Source organism: uncultured Meiothermus sp. (assembly GCF_937863175.1).
Classification (GTDB): domain Bacteria; phylum Deinococcota; class Deinococci; order Deinococcales; family Thermaceae; genus Meiothermus.
Map to the genome: position 1 here is coordinate 1 of NZ_CALMCQ010000414.1, position 16,454 is coordinate 16,454.

Below are 16,454 nucleotides of genomic sequence, written 5' to 3' on the forward strand. Positions count from 1 at the left end.
GCTGGTTTGACCGGCACGGGTCCAGGGCCCTCATGACCACCGGCTCGGTCTGGGGCGCCCTGCTGGTCTGGGGCTGGGCCCATGTCCAGAGCCTGACGGTGTTTTACCTGCTCTGGGCGGGCCTGGGGTTAGTCATGGCAATGGTGCTCTACGAGGTGGCTTTCGGGGTGCTGGCGGTCTGGTTCCGTCGCTACCGCCCCAGGGCCATGCTGGTTGTTACGCTCATGGCAGGGCTGGCCAGCACCATTTTTGTACCGCTTTGCACCTGGCTGGTGCAGGCCGCCGGCTGGCGGGAAGCCCTGGAAATTCTGGCGCTAATCTTTGCCCTGAGCACCATTCCACTGCATGCCCTGATTCTGCGCCGCCGCCCCCAGGATCTGGGCCAGGAGCCGGATGGCGAACCCCTCGAAGCCCGTCCCAGTCGCCACCCCGCCCCCGAACCCAGCGTGGGCGCAAAAGAGGCCCTACGCCAGCCTGCTTTCTGGTGGCTCTCGCTGGGGTTTGCCCTGTCAAAGGCCACCAGCATCGCCCTTACCATCCACATGGTGCCCATGCTTTCCGAGAAAGGCTACGCCCCAGCCCTGGTAGCAATGGCTGCCGGAGGGGTGGGCGTGATGCAGTTGGCGGGTCGGATCATCTATACGCCCTTTAGTGAACGGGTCTCGCTGTTCTACCTCAGCGCCGCTTTTATGGCTTGCTACGTGCTGGGTCTGCTGAGCCTGGTATTTTTGCCGGGTGGTATCGGGCTGTGGGCTTTCGTGCTGTTTTTTGGTCTGGCCAACGGCTCCATATCCCTGGCCAAACCAGCCCTGATCGCCGAGATCTACGGTGCCAAACACTATGGCAGTATTAGCGGCAGCATGACTTCTGTGGTCACTGTGGCCCAGACCATTGCTCCTTTTGGGGCAGGCGCACTGCATGGACTGTCTGGCGACTACAACCTGGTACTCTGGCTTTTTGCATTGCTGGCTGCCATCTCAGCGTTGGCGACCTGGCTGGCCAGACCCAGGTCAGTTTTGTTACGACCCTGATCGCATTTCACACGAACATACCTCCCGGCGGTTGGTTTTAGCCGGCATACCCACAGACCATGCCCTGACGTCCCCCTGACACTCCCATGAACATAGGCCGATAATTTTGACGCGATGCGTATTCTGGTACTCTGCACCCACAACTCGGCCCGCAGCCAGATGGGTGAGGCCTGGCTTCGCTACTGGGCCGAAAAGCTGGACTTTCCCGCCGAGATCTGGTCGGCGGGCACCGAGAAAACCTTCGTAAAACCCGATGCCATTACGGTCATGCAGGAAGTGGGCCTTGACCTGAAAAGCCACACCTCCAAAACCCTCTACGACCTGCCCGACCCCTGGAACTTTGATCTGGTGCTTACCGTATGTGATGCTGCCGCCGAAAACTGCCCGGTCTACCCTGCCAAGACCCAGAAGCTGCATGTCTCTTTCCCCGACCCCTCGGGCCAGGGACTGGAGGAATGGCGCAAAGTGCGCGATGCGCTGGGCCGGATGAGCGAGTATCTGGTCGCGCAGCTCAAACTGGAACACCTGCCCAGCGAGGCTTTCCTGGCCAGAGCCGCTGGACTGACCAGGATGCATTAAGTAGGAGGTTTTGGGTGAGAAAGCGTAAACCCTCGGTACTGTTTTTGTGCAGCCACAACTCCGCCCGCAGCCAGATGGCCGAGGCCCTGCTGCGCCACTATGCTGCCACTGGCTTTGATGCGTACAGCGCTGGTCTACACCCCAGCGAAATCAACCCCTTCACCCGTCAGGTACTGTCGGAGATAGGCCTGGATATGGAGGGCCAGTACGCCAAGAGTTTGTTGGAGTACTGGGGCGGCAAGCACCACTTCACCTATCTGGTAGTGGTGTGTGACCGGGCCGAGCAGGACTGCCCCTTGTTCCCTTTCAGCACCTACCGCCTGTACTGGCCCTTCGAAGACCCCAGCACGGGCCAGCAAAAGCTCGAGACCTTCCGCAAGGTACGCGACCAGATTGCGGCCAGCATCCGGGACTGGCTACGAGAACTGGAAAACCAGGGACTCATTGCCAGAAACGGCACCCTGGCCGCCGAGGTTTGAGGCCACAGTCGGGTCTCAGGGAGATCTGCCATACTGGGCCAATGCGTCGGGGGTGGTTCATTCCTGGGCTGGTACTGGGGGCTTTGGTCAGCCCTGCCCTGGCCCAGCCGGGTAGCGTCTTTCTCACCGGCGTCCGACACGAATACCAGCGCTATAACAACTGTGGCCCCGCCACCCTGGGTATGGCCCTTAGTTTTTGGGGAAGCCGTGACACGCAGTACCAGATCGCACCGGTGTTAAAGCCCAATAAGAACGACAAAAACGTCAACCCCGACGAGATGGCGGACTACGCTCGCGGCCAGGGTTTTGGGGTGCATCTCGGGGTGGCCGGAGATCTGAACCTGCTCAAACGCTTAATTGCCGGTGGCTTTCCGGTAATTATTGAGACCTGGTTCGTGACCCCCGACAACGGCGGTATGGGGCACTACCGCTTGCTGGTGGGCTATAACGACCGCCAGGGCACCTTCAACGCCTTCGACAGTTACTACGGCCCCAGGGTGACCCTGCGCTATGGCCAGGTGGACGGGTTGTGGCAGGTCTTCAACCGTACCTATCTGGTGGTCTATGTCCAGAGCCAGAAAGATAAACTGTCGGCAATTCTGGGAAATCGCATGAACGCCGTGGCCGAGTTGCGGATGGCCCTCGAGCGGGCCCGGAGCGAAACCCAGACCAACCCCGCCAACGCTTTCGCCTGGTTCAACCTGGGCAGCACCCAACTCCGGCTGGGCAGTGTCCAGGAGGCAGCCAGGGCCTTCGACCAGTCGCGTCGTATCGCACCCAACCGGGCATTTGACCCTGGTCGCCCGACCAGTGCGGCAAACAACTGGCCCTGGCGGATGCTGTGGTACCAGTCTGGCCCCTACGAGGCCTACTTCAAGACTGGGCGCTACCAGGAGGTCATCACACTGGCGAACGATGTGCTGCGCCGGGTGGACGACCACGAGGAGAGCTACTACTGGCGCGGCCTGGCCCGCCAAGCCCTGGGCAACCTGGCAGGGGCCAGGGCCGATTTTCAGGCGGCTTTGCGGTATAGACCTGGCTACCGGGAAGCAGCCATGGCTTTACGAACCCTGGGGAGACAGCGCGCGAGGCGCATACACGCATTTATTCGAGGCCAGGTGGAGGCAGCGGGTTTACCTCGAGTAGTTCGGCGCTTCCTTGGTAATGGTCACCCCGTGGGGGTGGCTCTCGATCAGGCCGGCACTGGAAATGCGGGTGAAGCGGGTCTGGGTGCGGAAAGTCTCGAGGTCGGGCGCACCGCAGTAGCCCATCGCGGCCCGTAACCCCCCCACCATCTGGTAGAGCACATCGCCCACCGGGCCTTTGTAGGGAACCATACCCTCGATGCCCTCTGGAACTAGCTTTTTGGCTTCTACCTGGCCTCCACCCCTGCCAGAATCCTGGAAATAGCGGTCGGCGGAGCCCTGGCGCATGGCCCCCATACTGCCCATGCCCCGGTAGAGCTTGTAGCGCCGCCCATCCTTAAGCACTTCTTCGCCCGGCGACTCGTCGGTTCCCGCCAGCATAGAACCCAGCATTACCGTATGCGCTCCTGCTGCCAATGCTTTGGCTAAGTCGCCGGAATATTTGATACCGCCATCGGCAATCACCGGTACATCCAGCCCTTCCAGACCGGCCACTGCCCCCATAATGGCGGTAATCTGCGGAACCCCCACCCCCGTCACCACCCGCGTGGTACAGATGGATCCTGGCCCAATGCCCACCTTAACCCCATCGGCCCCAGCCTCGGCCAGCGCCCACGCACCCTCGGCAGTAGCGACGTTGCCGGCGATGATCTGCACCGAGTCGCCATGGGACTGTTTGAGGGTGCGCAGGGCTTCCAGAATGCCCCGGCTGTGGCCGTGGGCACTGTCCAGCACCAGCACATCCACCCCTGCTTCCACCAGGGCTCTGGCTCTGATTTCCAAATCCTTCGACACCCCCAGTGCGGCTCCTACCAGCAAACGGCCCTGGGCATCCTTGGCGGCAAAGGGGAATTTCTGGCGCTTGGTAAGGTCTTTGAGGGTCAGCAGGCCGCGCAACCGCCCTTCGCGGTCTACCAGGGGTAATTTTTCTTTTTTGTGCAGGCGGAGCAGCTCCTCGGCTTCTTCCAGGATGGTGCCGGGGGGCGCAGTAATCAGACGCTCCACCGGGGTCATCACCTCGGAGACCAGCCGCCCCATATCGCGCTCGAAGCGCAGGTCGCGGTTGGTGACCAGGCCCAGCAGCTTGCTGTAGAAATCCACTACCGGCAGGCCCCCGATCTTGAACTCGCGCATCAGGCGCTCGGCATCTTCCAGGGTAGCGTTGGGGGCCAGTGTGACCGGATCCTGGATCATCCCGGCCTCGCTGCGTTTGACCTTGCGTACGATAGAAGCCTGCTCGTCGGCGCTCATGTTCTTGTGAAGCACCCCCAGGCCACCCTCACGAGCCATCGCAATGGCCATCTCGGCCTCGGTGACGGTATCCATGGCCGCAGACAGCACGGGGATGTTGAGCCAGAGTTTGCGGGTCAGGCGGGTACGGGTGTCCACATCGCGGGGCAGAACCTCCGAGTAGGCCGGAATCAGCAGCACATCATCAAAAGTTAGCCCTTCCTGCCCTATTTTTTCTATTCTGGAACGGGGTTTGCTGGGAGCCTCGAGCGTGGACGAGGCCCCTTTGCCCTGTGCTGGGCTTTCGGACAACTCAGCAGTACCGCTCGCACCCTGGGTCTCGAGCATATTCCATGCAGTATAGCAGCCGTGGGTAAAACCATAAACAGACGCCCGCTCGCAGATTCTTCAGGCCAGGAGATCGCCGGTGTACTGGAGTGACAGCACTCACTTCGCTTTAGGTGAGGTGTTTTGGGTGGGGCGGTAGTTTCGGACGGGGCCGAAAATAAACTTGTTGAACACGATGTAGGCTGCCAGGTAGACGCCCATCTGCACCCAGAATTCGTTGAACAGGGTTAACCCGCTTCCTCCCAAGAAGGCCATGATCAGGGTGAGGGGCATGACCACAATAAAGGCCCGCAGCAACAGGCTGGGAAAGATTCGCAGCATGTCGCGTCCTGAAAGTGGAGTGCGCTGTTGTCCTTTGCGGTTGAGCTTTTCTTCCCGGCGTTTTTTGCCCATGTACCCAAGTCTAAGGGTTGATGTTTGGAGGCGCAAAGGGCCCCCACACAGAGTAGCGCACGGAGCCCAGGGGAGCAGGGCAGAAGCCGCAGGCTGTTGGCGGTTGGCCTTCAGCCTTATGCTATTGGCGTGCGTCAACTTTGGGAAGAACTCTGCGCCCTGCCCCACCGGGGGAGCGCAACGGCCCTCGAGGCCCTGGCTGCAGAGAGGCTCAAAGCCTACCTCGAGCAGCTCAGACCGGCCTCCCTGGTAACCGAGGGACGAACCGAGGCTGAGGCAGTAAGTTCCGTCCCCTCCCAAGAAATTCCCGGGCATCAGGTGGAGGTGCAGTCCTTCGCGGCCCCGCGTAGCTACGGCCCGGAGCTGATCCTGATTAGCCTGCTGCTGTCGTTGGGCGGATGGCTGGGGCTGTGGTGGTTGGCCCTGGTGGGAACCATCGGCTTCTGGGCGCATTTCTCGGGCTGGTGGGTGCCCTGGCGGCGCTGGTTTGACCGCTATTCCTCGCAAAATTTGCTGGCCCAGACCGGCCAGGGCCGCAAAACCCTGGTCTTGATGGCCCACTACGATACCGCCAAGACCTTTTTCCTCTATAACCCCAGGCAGGTGAAGTTTTTCCGGCGCAACTTTCTGATCAACGCTGCTTTGGCCACCGTTCTGCCCTATGGGGCCTTGTTGCCCTGGGTTTCGCAATTGCTGGGTCTGTATTTTCTGGTACAGGCAGTGCTCCTGACCTTACGCGAGCTAAGGGCGCCGTATGTCAACGGGGCCAACGACAATGCGACTGGGGTGGCCGTGGCGGTAGGGTTGTTCGAGGAACTGGCCCAGGATCCCCTGCCGGACTACCGCGTAATCCTGGCCCTGACCGGCAGCGAGGAAGTGGGGGCCAGGGGAGCCGAGCATCTGGTGCGTTCGGGCCGGATTCCACCCGAGGCCCTGGTACTCAACATAGACAACGTGGGTAAGGGCGAGCTGTTTTATGCCACCGGTGAAGGGATGCTGGTCTACCATGCCTATCGTGGGGCCTTGTGTGAACGGGCTCGAGCCATCCCTGGTGCGCGACCACTGGAGTATCGCCTGGCGTTTTTCGACACCCGTCCCTTTGCGGCTCGAAGCATTCCTTGCCTGACGCTCATTCGTTTAGAGAACGGTACGCCGCCCAACTGGCACTGGCCTTCCGACCGGCCCGATGCGGTGGACTGGAGTGCGGTGGAGGAGACCCTGGGCTACGCGCGGACACTACTACGTCAACTGACCTGATCGCGGTTCCCAAAGGCAACCCCAGGCCGCAGGTTTCGAAGCCCGTCGAAAGGTTAAACTTTGTTCATTTTGGGCAGGCTCACACCGCAAGATGAAATATACTCATCCGCGTGGGTCAGAAGGATACACCAGCCTCGCTGTCCAGGTGGAAATAGATCATCAGCCCTAATCACCATACCCACCCTGGTCAGAAACACTGGTGAAAACAGAACCCCACCCAGTCTGGTGTTGACACGAGGGAGCCACTGAATGAGTACCACCCAAACCCCTACTCCCATTGCTGAAATGCTGCGCAGTATGGTTCAGTCCCGGGCCTCGGACATTCATTTGCAGGCCGGGGCGCCGCCGACGGTACGCATTGATGGCAAGCTCAAGCCCTTTGGTGGCAAAGTTCTTTCACCGGGCGATATCGAGACCATCGTTCGCAGCTTGCTAAACCCCATGCAGCAGGAGGAGCTGGAGTACAAAAAAGAAATGGACTTTGCCTATACCGTGCCGGGACTGGCCCGTTTTCGCTGTAATTTGCTGCACCAGCGCGGCAGTTTTGGGCTGGTTATGCGGGTGGTGGCCGAAACCATTCCCGGCTTTGAGGCCCTGGGGCTGCCGCGCCCAGTCATGGAGGAGCTGGCCTCGCGCGAGCGCGGTCTGGTACTGGTAACCGGCCCTACCGGCTCGGGGAAGTCCACCACCCTGGCGGCCCTGATTGACCACATCAATCTGCACTTCCCCAAAAACGTCGTCACCATCGAAGACCCCATAGAGTTTTTGCACAAGCACAAAAAGAGCCTGGTGGTACAGCGCGAAGTTGGGGTGGATACCGACTCCTTCAGCTCGGGCCTGAAGTACTGCATGCGCCAGGATCCAGATGTGATCCTGATTGGCGAGATGCGTGACCGTGAAACCGTGGAGGCTGCCATCATGGCAGCCCAGACCGGCCACCTGGTGTTTTCCACCCTCCACACGTTAGACTCGGTACGCACCATCAACCGCATCATTGACTTTTTTCCCCTGCACGAGCACCTGCAAATTCGTATCCTGCTGGCCGAGTCGCTCCTGGGCATCATCTCCCAACGCTTGCTGCCCAGATCCGACGGACACGGGCGGATGCTGGCCCTGGAGATTCTGCTGGCCACGCCCTTTGTGCGTGACCTCATCAAGGATGAACACAAGACCCCACAGATCAAGGACTCTATGTTGCAAGACAACCTGCGCGGCATGCAGACCTTTGACCAGCACCTGGTGGAGCTCTATACCCAGGGGCACATCAGCCTCGAGGACGCCGAAGGCTCGGCCACCAGCCCCCACGAGCTCAAGCTGATGCTGACCAAGTTCACTGGGCGCGCATACTGAAGCTGAAAGCTGAGAGCTAAAGGCTATAAGCTAAAGGCCGACGGTCAGCGGCTGGTGGCCGGGGGTGCTTCGCGGACGAACTTCCAGGGCGGTCGGTTTTGGCAGTGGGTACGAGGTTTTGCCACTCGCAAAGGCCCTATGCAAACCTGCAAACCGCTGCAGCCCGACGTTTCTGACTTCCCCTCAACTTTCCTATTTCCGGCAGTCCAGCCTGACCCGGAAGCTGGGGTCGGGTACGCTGTAACGCAGGCTGGTTCCGGCCAGGCCCCTGGGGTCTAGCAGGAGGAAGAGCTTGCTGGGGGTTTTGGCGGTCTCCTCGCTGGGGAAGGCCAGGGTGAGGGTCTTGCCAGCCCCCTGAAGGAAGGGCTGGTCGCGCACCTCCACCGCATCGGAGAGCACCTCAACTGCGTTTCCATCGTTCAAGATAACGCGCATCCCGCCCCAGCCGGTTCCGGCCAGCGCGAGACCGTCGGCCCTCGAGCCGTTGCGTACCTCGACGGTGGCCTTCCAGCCCGGGGGGTCAGAGCTGGGCTGCACGCTCGTTACCCGGAAGCGCCAGAGGCCGTTGAAGAGCCATTCGTTCAGACATCCCTCCACAGCGGCGTTCTGGTTGGCCCCGCCCTGTGCGGTGGAGGCCGACGGCAGGGTTAGTGTCAGGGTGGAGCCGGAGAGGCTGGCACCCACCCCAGCGGCCCGCAGCGCATCCAGCGGCACGTAGGTCTTGCCGCCCACCACGATGGCGGGGGTGCTCTGGGATTTGGCGTTGATGATGAGCCGGTAGGTTCTCTGCACCGCCTGGGCTACCACCAGGGCACATAAAGCGATTCCAACCATAACCAACAGCTTCTTCATACTCCCTCCTATGGCGGGCCACGCTTCAGTGTACGAGACGCGGTTGCCGGTAGTGGATGGCTACGTCTGACACGTTCCATCGCGCCAGTGGAGTCTTGGCTAAATAGACCGGGCTGGCCCTTTGAAGGGCCAGCCCGCTAGATTTATCAGTTGCCTAAATCCAGGCTGTAGGGAAGGCTGCCCAGGGTCTCGATTTCGTTGTCAATCACGCCGGGGGCGTTCAGACGCTCGATCAACAAGACATAGAGCTCGTTATTTTGCAAGCCAGAGAGTGAGATCTCAGCGCCGGGCAGTTGGGGGTTGGTGCTGGGGGTGCTCTGGCGGATGACCTGTCCGGTCTTGGAAAGCAGGCTGAACTTGAGCCCTTCACCGATCAGGATACCCTTGTTGGCCTTGCCTACCTCGCGGAAGGCGAATAGATCCTGCAAACCGATCAAATGACCAGGGATCGCAGGGTCGCCGGGCTCGAGCCAGAAGAAGGGCCGGTCGGGGAACAGGTTGAAATCGGGGAATAGATCGTTGCGATCGAGAACCAGTTGAGCCTGGAAGGTGTAGCGGCCCCTGGTGCTGGTCAGCGGCTCTACCTTGACCTTATGCACACCGCCGGGAATGTTCAAGGCGCAGGCAGCGCTGCTGTTGCAATTGAGGTTAGAAATCTCGGTGTCGCTGCTGTTGAATAGACGTAGGGTGAGAGGCATGTCGCGGGTGGTGACGGTGAAGAAGAAGTTACCCACGCCTGTCAGTACACTCGGATTGAACCAATAGTAGTCCACATCGGACAGATTGTGCAGGTTGGCGTTGAAGGATCCAGAACTGAGACCCCTGGCGGTGGCGAGAGTGTCGTTGGCCTCGTAGGCGTCGGGGGTCATAGGGCGGTCGGTTCTGCTAATTCTAAGGTTATAGGAGTTGGTGCTGCTGGCCGGAGCTACCGCCAGGCGGTAGGTACCTGGAGGAACCAGTCCGACCCCATAAATACGGCCCCGGCCATCGCTGCGCAGCTCGTTGGATACCCGCTCGGGTACGCCCACGGCCCCGCTTTCCTTAATGAAGGTGAGGATCAGATCGCCCAGTGCGGGTATGAACTCTATGTCAATGGCCAGACTGGCATACTCGCTCAGAGTGAAGCGGAAGTGATCGCGGTCAGAAAGGCTGTGTAGGTTGAGGTCATTGCGCTGGGTAGGACTCGAGGTGCTTCCCGGTGTACCCAGGGCGGTGGCGGTGGCGGATGCGTTGTTGGTTTCCAGGGCATCCGGGCTGAAGCTGTGCACTTCGCGCAGGGCACGATAGGCGTTGACGTAGTGTGATACGGTAGAGTCGGGGGAATCGGTCCAGGCGGTGCGGCGCAGGAGGTCGGTCACCTGGGCCGAGGTCAGGCTGGGGTTGTAGGCTTTGAGTGCAGCGGCAATACCCGCGATAAAGGGGGTGGAGGCGCTGGTGCCGCCAAAGGTAACGAGCGTAAGCGAGCCCGCAGGGTCATTTCCGTAGATGGCCTTGAGGTTGGTGGGAGCCCAGATGTCCACTGCGGAACCGAAGCTCGAGGCCCACCAGCCTGGAACGTTGAAACGGGTATTGCCGTCGTCGGTGAGTGCGCCCACGCAGATCACGTCCTCGGAAGCCTTGCAGGGCAGCCTCCCGTTGGCCGAGTCGCCGGAGTTTCCCGCTGCTGCCGTCATCACCACCCCATTGTCGCGGGCGTTGCGCAAGGCGGCATAGATGTTGTCCTCGAAGAAAGCGTCACAGAAGAAGTTGTCGCAGTTGTAACCAAAACTCATCGAGATCACGTCGGCACCCCAGGCCACCGCCGTACGAATGGCTCTGGCAACTGCACCCACGTAATACAAGTTGATTTTGAAAAGCATCGGATCGGCGACCTGACCCCCGGTTCCGGCTGCGCCAAAGCGGTTGTTGGGAATGGCGGTGGCTACATGGGCAGCTCCGGTGCCGTGCCAGGGGCAACTCGAGCCTCCACTACAGGTGTTGGAGCCAATGCCATTGGCAGTATAATCATCCCCTTCAAAATCATATTGCAGCGGGGTGGTTGGCAGATCGGCGCTCAGCGAGTTGCCGCTAGCGTCCAGCCAGAAGCCCCCATCTAGAATGGCAACCCTGGCACGCCGCGTGGGGGGCTGGGCGGCAATAAGCTGCATCATCTGGGCAACGCTCGTTCTGCTGCCTGTGCTGGCAAAGCGTGAGTCGCTCAAGGCATCCTCATAGCCGCCTCCAGACAAAGGCTGTTCCTCGGTTCGATATAGCAGCGCATCTCCCTCGGCGACGAAGTTGGGGGATACGCTCAGTCCAGCGGCTTTTTCCCTGACGATCCCTGCCAGCAAACGCGCTGCCCCATCGCTCGAGAAAACGGTGGCTCCGCTCAGGCCCGACTTCTCGGCATCGGCCTTAAAACTGCCCAGATCGAAGCGGGTGGGGTCAACTTTGACCAGGTACTGGGTAGGGGTTTTATACTCGGGCCTGATCTGGATGCCAGAGCCTGCGGGGGGTTCAGGCACGGTATTGTTGCCAATCAGGAGGCCATTGGTGCGGGATAAAAAGGCATCCAGTTCCGCCTGGCTTCTGGGGTTGATAAGGATCTCATCCAGCACAAACAGGTGTACGGTTCCACCTTCGCTTTGTGCGGCAGCCAGCATCTTGCCACCCCGCACTTCTGGACTGGGTTTAAGGCTGGCATCCACGCTATAGCTAAAGGGCTTTCCGCTGGGAGGTTGCCCACTACTGCCCCCACAGGCTGCCAGAACCAGGATCACTATGGCTATAAGGGTGTTCCGCAAGTGTTTCATCGCCATCCTCCCGAAAGGATCCTCGAACATTTCCCGAAGGTGACTGCAGGGTAGAAAAACAGGGTTGATCACACCATGAACGGTTGGGCTTCAATAATTGAATTTAGTACCGCCAGAGTTCCAAGAACGCAGAACCATCCCTTATTCACATTGACCCCCTTTGTTTCAACCATCCTATCGCGGTGTGTGCCCAGCACGGGGAAAGATTAAGTTACGGGGGTTGACCGCTCCATGAACCGGGCATAACGCCCCAGGTAACGCCCGTTCGTCTAAGCGGAACCCATGCGGTGCGGTGGCTGAAAGGCAGTAATTTCAGCGGGGGCTAGCCTTTACGGCGGGTCTACCTGACCCTGGAAGGCCGTGCAACCGCAGGAGAAGCAGTCCAGAATGCAAAGACTGCCTCAGTCTCTGGGCCGCTGCCCTGGGGGCATTGTCGGGAGTCGTCACCTATCGAACCCTTTGGGGGCCGGTCTGTCTCCGAATCGGTTTTAGCCGAAACGCTCCCACCAGGCATGCAAGGGTTGTTCGGGTGGGCTGGCCCCTGCGACCGTACAGGTGATGGCCGCAAGGTGGCAGGAAGAGGCCAGGATGACCGGGAGCTGGGTTCCATCCCAGGAAAGCAGTTCCATCCTCGAGCCAATTTCTTGCTTCATCATCCCGTAGATCAGGCCAGCGGTGAAGGCATCACCGGCTCCGATGGTATCTACCGGCGCTACCTTGACCCCCGGAACCCGCATCATGCGGGTGCGGAACGCCGCCATTGCTCCGGCAGCACCCAGGGTCAGAACGGTGACCGGTGCGCCGAGTTCGACCAGGTTCTCGAGCAGAATCTTCGGGTCGCCCACAGCGTCGGGGAACAAAAGTTGGGCATCGTCGAGGCTGGCTTTGAACACCGAAACATAGGGCATGTAGCGCTGGAGCTGCTCCCAGTAGGCCTCGTTGGGTCGCGCATGCAGGTTGGGATCGAAGCTGACCAGCACATCGTGGTCACGGGCAATTTCCAACAGGTTCTCAATACCGGGGCTATTGCGCGGGTCGAAAGCCGAAAGGGAGCCAAAGTGAAACCACCTGGCGCGGGCCATAGCCGCGCTGTCCGGGTTGAACTGGGTACTGCCAAAGGCCCGGTAGAAGCTGAACTGGGCCTTGCCCTGCTCGTTCACCTCGGCCAGGCTCAGGGGGGTAGGTACGGCCGGAAGCTGCTGGATAAAACGGGTCTCGATTCTGCGCTCGGCGATGCGGGCGATGGCCCAGCCCCCCAAAAAATCCTGGCCGAGCTCACCCACAAAGCGCGTAGGAGCACCCACTCGAGCCAGGATCGAGGCGGTATTCAGGGCCGAGCCTCCCAAAACCCCGGCATAGGCCAGTGCAGAACCGGAATTCAGATTACGACCTATCAGGTCAATCAGGATTTCACCAGTTAGGACGACCATACTCGCCCTATACTCTAACAAACCCCCACTGGATCGAATGTCCTCAACGAAGGAAGCCGTTGCGTCCAAACCCGCCCCGTCGCTAGCCGTGCATGGCGACGCGGCGTATGATTGGCTTTGTGAGTCGGGCTTTTGTGATTGGAATTGCCGGTGGGACGGGCAGTGGCAAGACCACCGTTACCGAGGCGGTGATCCATGCGGTGGGGCCGCAACATGTGGCGCTGCTGCCGCTGGATAACTACTATAAGGACAACAGCAGTCTGCCTTTTGAGGAACGCCTCGAGCTGAGCTACGACCACCCCGATGCTTTCGACCTGGAACTTTTTTTACAGCACATCCAGCAGATCGTTTCGGGGCGGGCGGTTTCGATTCCGGTCTACTCTTTCAAGGAGTATACCCGCACCCAGGAGACCATCGAAATTCAGCCCGCCCCGGTGGTGGTACTCGAGGGGATCATGCTCCTGGTGGATGCTGCCCTGCGCGCCGAGATGAACCTCAAAGTTTTTGTGGACACCGATGCCGATGTGCGTTTTATCCGGCGTTTGCAGCGCGACCTGATCGAGCGCGGGCGCACCGTGGAGAGCGTGGTTAAGCAGTACCTGGAACAGGTTCGCCCCATGCACCTTTCCTTTGTAGAGCCTTCCAAGCGCTATGCCGATGTCATCATTCCCCACGGTGGGCACAACGAAGAGGCTCTGGCCATGCTCACCGCGCGGGTGCGCAGCCTGGTTCCTTCCGAAAAAGTGGTACAGGGTGGGGGTTGGTCGTGAATCTACGAAACATCTTGCGCATGGTGGTGGTGCTGGCGGCAGTGCTCAGTCTGCCGGCTCTGCTGCCCCGGATGCAGGCAGAACGTCCGGGGCCGGTGGTACTGATTATGGATGGCGAGGAAGTGGCCGAAGAGGCCCGCTTCACCGGTAAGACCTTTTTGCAGGTGATGCAGGACTACCAGGCCCTGGGGGTGGGTGGCGTAGCGATTTATGAACAGACGGTGCGGAACTGGGTGAGCCGGGGGCTCTTGACCTATCACCCCTCCAACACGCTGCAACTGGTCTACCCCACTGCCCAGATCAGGCCAGGGTGGTTTTACCTGACGGGCCCGGCCAGTTGGCTGGACTCTATGGTTGCACGGTGGAACATTCCCATCGAGAGGGTACTGATCGGAACCCAGACCTGGCTGGCGACCCCGGTCAATGTGGACTTTTTTCCTGCGGGTTACGACCTCGAGCTGGCCCGTGAATTAAAGGCCCAGGGCTTTTACATCGTGGCCCGGCCTTTAGACCACCCCTACCGCAGATACGATGTGGAGCTGATCCCTCCCCAGACCGATGCGGTGGTATTTAGCGGGCTGGACGTGCTGGGCTTCAGGAGCCATCTGAACAGCGTGGCCGCAGGACTGCAAGGCAAGCCTATTGCCTGGATCGAAGGCACCCCTCAGCGGGGCTTTGCCCAACTGGATCAGACCTTGCCGGTCAAGCGGTTGTTTAGCATCCGCCCGGAGTGGCAGGACAGGCTGACCCCCGCCGAGACCGCCGACAAGTTTGTGCTGGCCTCGCGGGAACGGGGACACCAGCTGCTCTACCTGCGGCCCTACCGGCAGGCCAGCGATACCCAGGCCTTCCTGACTATTCTGGGGCGCGATCTGGAGCGTTCGCGCATCCCCGTCGGCGAACCAACCTCTCGCGATTTCACCCCGTCGCCGTTGCGATTTGTGGCCCTGCTGGGGATAGTGGCAGGGCTGGCCTTGCTGGCGATTGGGCTACCTCAGCCCCTGGGAATTCCGGTGGCGGCGTTGCTGGCGCTCTTTGCCCTGGGGGTGGCGCGTGGAGATGCGGCCCCTCTGCTGGCCGCGATGGTTTTCCCGGCTTTGGGTTTTTTTGAGCGGCAGCTTCCAGGCTTGCGGCTCTGGCTGGCAGCGGTGCTTTATTCGCTGGCGGGGGTGGTCTTTCTGGCTGCCCTGGGGAGTACTCCCCAGAGCGTTCTGGGTATGGATCCCTTCCGTGGAGTCTCGCTCACCCTGGTAGTGCCCCCGCTCCTGGTGGCCCTCTCGTTCCTGCCCGCCGCCTACAAACCGGCTCTCCACTCTCTTTATAACTACCCGTTCAAACTGGGTGAGGTAGCCATTGTGTTGATGGGTCTGGCGGCGGTGGCGCTGGCTGTGCTGCGACGGGGTAACGAAGCGGCCCCCTCCATCGTGCCGGACTGGGAGTTGCAGCTCAGGGCCTTCCTGCAGGATGTGATGGTGCGGCCCCGTTTCAAGGAGATTTTTGCCCACGCCCTGGCGCCCATTGCCCTGTTGCTGCCCTGGCCGACCTGGCTCAAGCAGATCCTGCTGGTGCTGGTAGCGGTGGGGATGGGCTCAATTTTGAATACTTTTTCGCACTACCACACGCCTTTGAGCATCTCCTTCTTCCGGGTATTGAACGGCATTCTCATCGGTCTTGTGGTGGGAGTGGTGGGGGTCTGGGTCATTCGTCGGCTGCGCGAATGGTGGCTTAGATAGAAGCATCTAATTTCGGAGCGTGCAAAGATGGAGTGCGGTAGCTATTGGGGAGGGTATCCATGCGCGTGGGGGTCAGCGGCTATTACGGTTTTCAGAATGCGGGCGACGAGACCATCCTCGAGGCCATCGTACACGAGATTAAGGCCCGGGGGCACCAGGCCGTAGTATTCTCCAACAACCCCAGCGAAACCACGCAGCGCTACGGGGTAGAAGCGATTCGGCGCACCCAGCCGCTGGAAGTCTGGAGGGCTCTGGGCAGCATAGATCTGCTCTTATCGGGCGGTGGCGGTTTGTTGCAAGACAAAACCTCTCGCCTGAGCTTGTGGTACTACCTGACCCTCATCGGCCTGGCCCGGCGCAGGGGCCGGCTGGTGTATGTGTTCAATCAGTCGCTGGGGCCACTGGGCAGGTCAGGAGAGCGCCAGGTGCAGCGGGCGTTGCGGGGGGTGGAGTGTTTTTTCCGTGATGAAGGCTCGCTCGAGTATGGGCGTAGACTGGGTCTGGAGGTACATCTGGGGGCCGACCCGGCTCTGTTGCTGGCACCTCCGCCGGTGGAGCGCGAACCCAACATGGTGGTGCTGGTACCCAAATACGGCACCGAGGAGGCCAGTGCCAACCTGCACAAGCTGGCCGACCGGCTGCGGGTGGAGGGCTACGAGGTGGTGGTTCTGGCCCTGCAACCTGGTTTCGATGAGCCGGTGCTGGAAAAGTTTAGCAGCTTCACCCGCGAGCTGGCCTGGGATCCGCGCCGGGTAAGCTACCTGCTGGCCCAGGCAGGCTATGTGATTTCGGTGCGCCTGCACGGGGCCATTCTGGCCGCCGCTGCCGGAACGCCCTTTGCCGGCATCGCCTACGACCCCAAGGTGGTTGGTTTTTGCCGCGACGTCGGGGCGATGTATGTGGACATGCCCGGCGACCCCGACCTGCTGGCCTCAGCCGTGCTCACCCAGCGGCAGCCCAACTGGAAAGCCGTGGAAGCCATGAAGGTTCGCGCCCGCGCCAGCTTTGATCGGGTTCTGTCCAGCAGCCCCCACCGGCGGGTGAAGAGCTCGAGGTAAAAAGCTC

Annotated in this window: 13 protein-coding genes and 1 pseudogene; 9 read left to right on the plus strand and 5 right to left on the minus strand. The window is 60.7% G+C overall.

The window, feature by feature from the left end; all coding sequences use genetic code 11:
• The 4 genes and pseudogenes from Q0288_RS15645 to Q0288_RS15660 all read left to right on the plus strand — a co-directional run.
• Positions 1-1,031, plus strand: a 1,031-nt coding sequence (locus Q0288_RS15645) for an MFS transporter (protein ID WP_299432458.1), incomplete at its 5' end; no start/stop codon positions are given.
• A gap of 114 nt (positions 1,032-1,145) precedes the next feature.
• Positions 1,146-1,610, plus strand: coding sequence for an arsenate reductase ArsC (locus tag Q0288_RS15650; RefSeq protein WP_299432461.1), 465 nt, complete (start codon positions 1,146-1,148; stop codon positions 1,608-1,610).
• Between the two features lie 14 nt (positions 1,611-1,624).
• Complete coding sequence (locus Q0288_RS15655) at positions 1,625-2,089, plus strand: arsenate reductase ArsC (protein ID WP_299432464.1); 465 nt, start codon at positions 1,625-1,627, stop codon at positions 2,087-2,089.
• Between the two features lie 41 nt (positions 2,090-2,130).
• Positions 2,131-3,117 (plus strand): annotated as a pseudogene (locus tag Q0288_RS15660) (C39 family peptidase); the annotation flags it as partial.
• Between the two features lie 105 nt (positions 3,118-3,222).
• Here Q0288_RS15660 and guaB read toward each other — a convergent pair.
• The gene (gene guaB, locus Q0288_RS15665; protein ID WP_299432467.1) at positions 3,223-4,812 is read right to left on the minus strand and encodes an IMP dehydrogenase; all 1,590 of its coding nucleotides are present in this window, start codon (positions 4,810-4,812) and stop codon (positions 3,223-3,225) included.
• Positions 4,813-4,911: 99 nt separating this feature from the next.
• Entirely contained in the window at positions 4,912-5,205 is a 294-nt protein-coding gene (locus Q0288_RS15670) for a hypothetical protein (RefSeq protein ID WP_299432470.1), read from the minus strand.
• 129 nt (positions 5,206-5,334) lie between these two features.
• Here Q0288_RS15670 and Q0288_RS15675 point away from each other — a divergent pair, with 129 nt between their 5' ends.
• Positions 5,335-6,462 (plus strand): M28 family peptidase, encoded by a 1,128-nt coding sequence (locus Q0288_RS15675; RefSeq protein WP_299432473.1) that lies wholly within the window; start codon positions 5,335-5,337, stop codon positions 6,460-6,462.
• A gap of 249 nt (positions 6,463-6,711) precedes the next feature.
• Positions 6,712-7,812: a type IV pilus twitching motility protein PilT gene (locus Q0288_RS15680; protein ID WP_299432476.1), complete on the plus strand. Its 1,101-nt coding sequence runs from the start codon at positions 6,712-6,714 to the stop codon at positions 7,810-7,812.
• Positions 7,813-8,004: 192 nt separating this feature from the next.
• Here the strand turns inward: Q0288_RS15680 and Q0288_RS15685 are convergent, their stop codons facing one another.
• The 3 genes from Q0288_RS15685 to Q0288_RS15695 all read right to left on the minus strand — a co-directional run bounded on the left by Q0288_RS15685 (position 8,005) and on the right by Q0288_RS15695 (position 12,886).
• Entirely contained in the window at positions 8,005-8,664 is a 660-nt protein-coding gene (locus tag Q0288_RS15685) for a hypothetical protein (RefSeq protein ID WP_299432479.1), read from the minus strand.
• 146 nt (positions 8,665-8,810) lie between these two features.
• Complete coding sequence (locus Q0288_RS15690; protein ID WP_299432482.1) at positions 8,811-11,456, minus strand: S8/S53 family peptidase; 2,646 nt, start codon at positions 11,454-11,456, stop codon at positions 8,811-8,813.
• Between the two features lie 488 nt (positions 11,457-11,944).
• Positions 11,945-12,886: a carbohydrate kinase gene (locus Q0288_RS15695; protein WP_299432485.1), complete on the minus strand. Its 942-nt coding sequence runs from the start codon at positions 12,884-12,886 to the stop codon at positions 11,945-11,947.
• Positions 12,887-12,993: 107 nt separating this feature from the next.
• Between Q0288_RS15695 and udk the strand changes: the two genes are divergently transcribed.
• Genes udk through csaB form a run of 3 tightly spaced genes read left to right on the plus strand, consistent with a single transcriptional unit; the run spans position 12,994 to position 16,447 of the window.
• Positions 12,994-13,656, plus strand: coding sequence for a uridine kinase (gene udk / locus Q0288_RS15700; protein WP_299432490.1), 663 nt, complete (start codon positions 12,994-12,996; stop codon positions 13,654-13,656).
• A gap of 20 nt (positions 13,657-13,676) precedes the next feature.
• Entirely contained in the window at positions 13,677-15,389 is a 1,713-nt protein-coding gene (locus Q0288_RS15705) for a DUF5693 family protein (protein ID WP_299432492.1), read from the plus strand.
• A gap of 59 nt (positions 15,390-15,448) precedes the next feature.
• Positions 15,449-16,447 carry a polysaccharide pyruvyl transferase CsaB gene (gene csaB, locus Q0288_RS15710; protein WP_299432488.1) on the plus strand — a complete coding sequence of 333 codons (999 nt, stop codon included), beginning with the start codon at positions 15,449-15,451 and terminating at the stop codon, positions 16,445-16,447.
• Positions 16,448-16,454 lie beyond the last annotated feature (7 nt).

What these genes read in the sequence shown, in the direction of transcription:
- Q0288_RS15695 (WP_299432485.1), bottom strand. Translation starts at nt 12,886, where the DNA reads ATGGTCGTCCTAACTGGTGAAATCCTGATTGACCTGATAGGTCGTAAT.
- guaB (WP_299432467.1), bottom strand. Translation starts at nt 4,812, where the DNA reads ATGCTCGAGACCCAGGGTGCGAGCGGTACTGCTGAGTTGTCCGAAAGC.
- csaB (WP_299432488.1), top strand. Translation starts at nt 15,449, where the DNA reads ATGCGCGTGGGGGTCAGCGGCTATTACGGTTTTCAGAATGCGGGCGAC.
- Q0288_RS15685 (WP_299432479.1), bottom strand. Translation starts at nt 8,664, where the DNA reads ATGAAGAAGCTGTTGGTTATGGTTGGAATCGCTTTATGTGCCCTGGTG.
- Q0288_RS15650 (WP_299432461.1), top strand. Translation starts at nt 1,146, where the DNA reads ATGCGTATTCTGGTACTCTGCACCCACAACTCGGCCCGCAGCCAGATG.
- Q0288_RS15690 (WP_299432482.1), bottom strand. Translation starts at nt 11,456, where the DNA reads ATGAAACACTTGCGGAACACCCTTATAGCCATAGTGATCCTGGTTCTG.
- Q0288_RS15670 (WP_299432470.1), bottom strand. Translation starts at nt 5,205, where the DNA reads ATGGGCAAAAAACGCCGGGAAGAAAAGCTCAACCGCAAAGGACAACAG.
- Q0288_RS15680 (WP_299432476.1), top strand. Translation starts at nt 6,712, where the DNA reads ATGAGTACCACCCAAACCCCTACTCCCATTGCTGAAATGCTGCGCAGT.
- Q0288_RS15705 (WP_299432492.1), top strand. Translation starts at nt 13,677, where the DNA reads ATGGTGGTGGTGCTGGCGGCAGTGCTCAGTCTGCCGGCTCTGCTGCCC.
- udk (WP_299432490.1), top strand. Translation starts at nt 12,994, where the DNA reads ATGATTGGCTTTGTGAGTCGGGCTTTTGTGATTGGAATTGCCGGTGGG.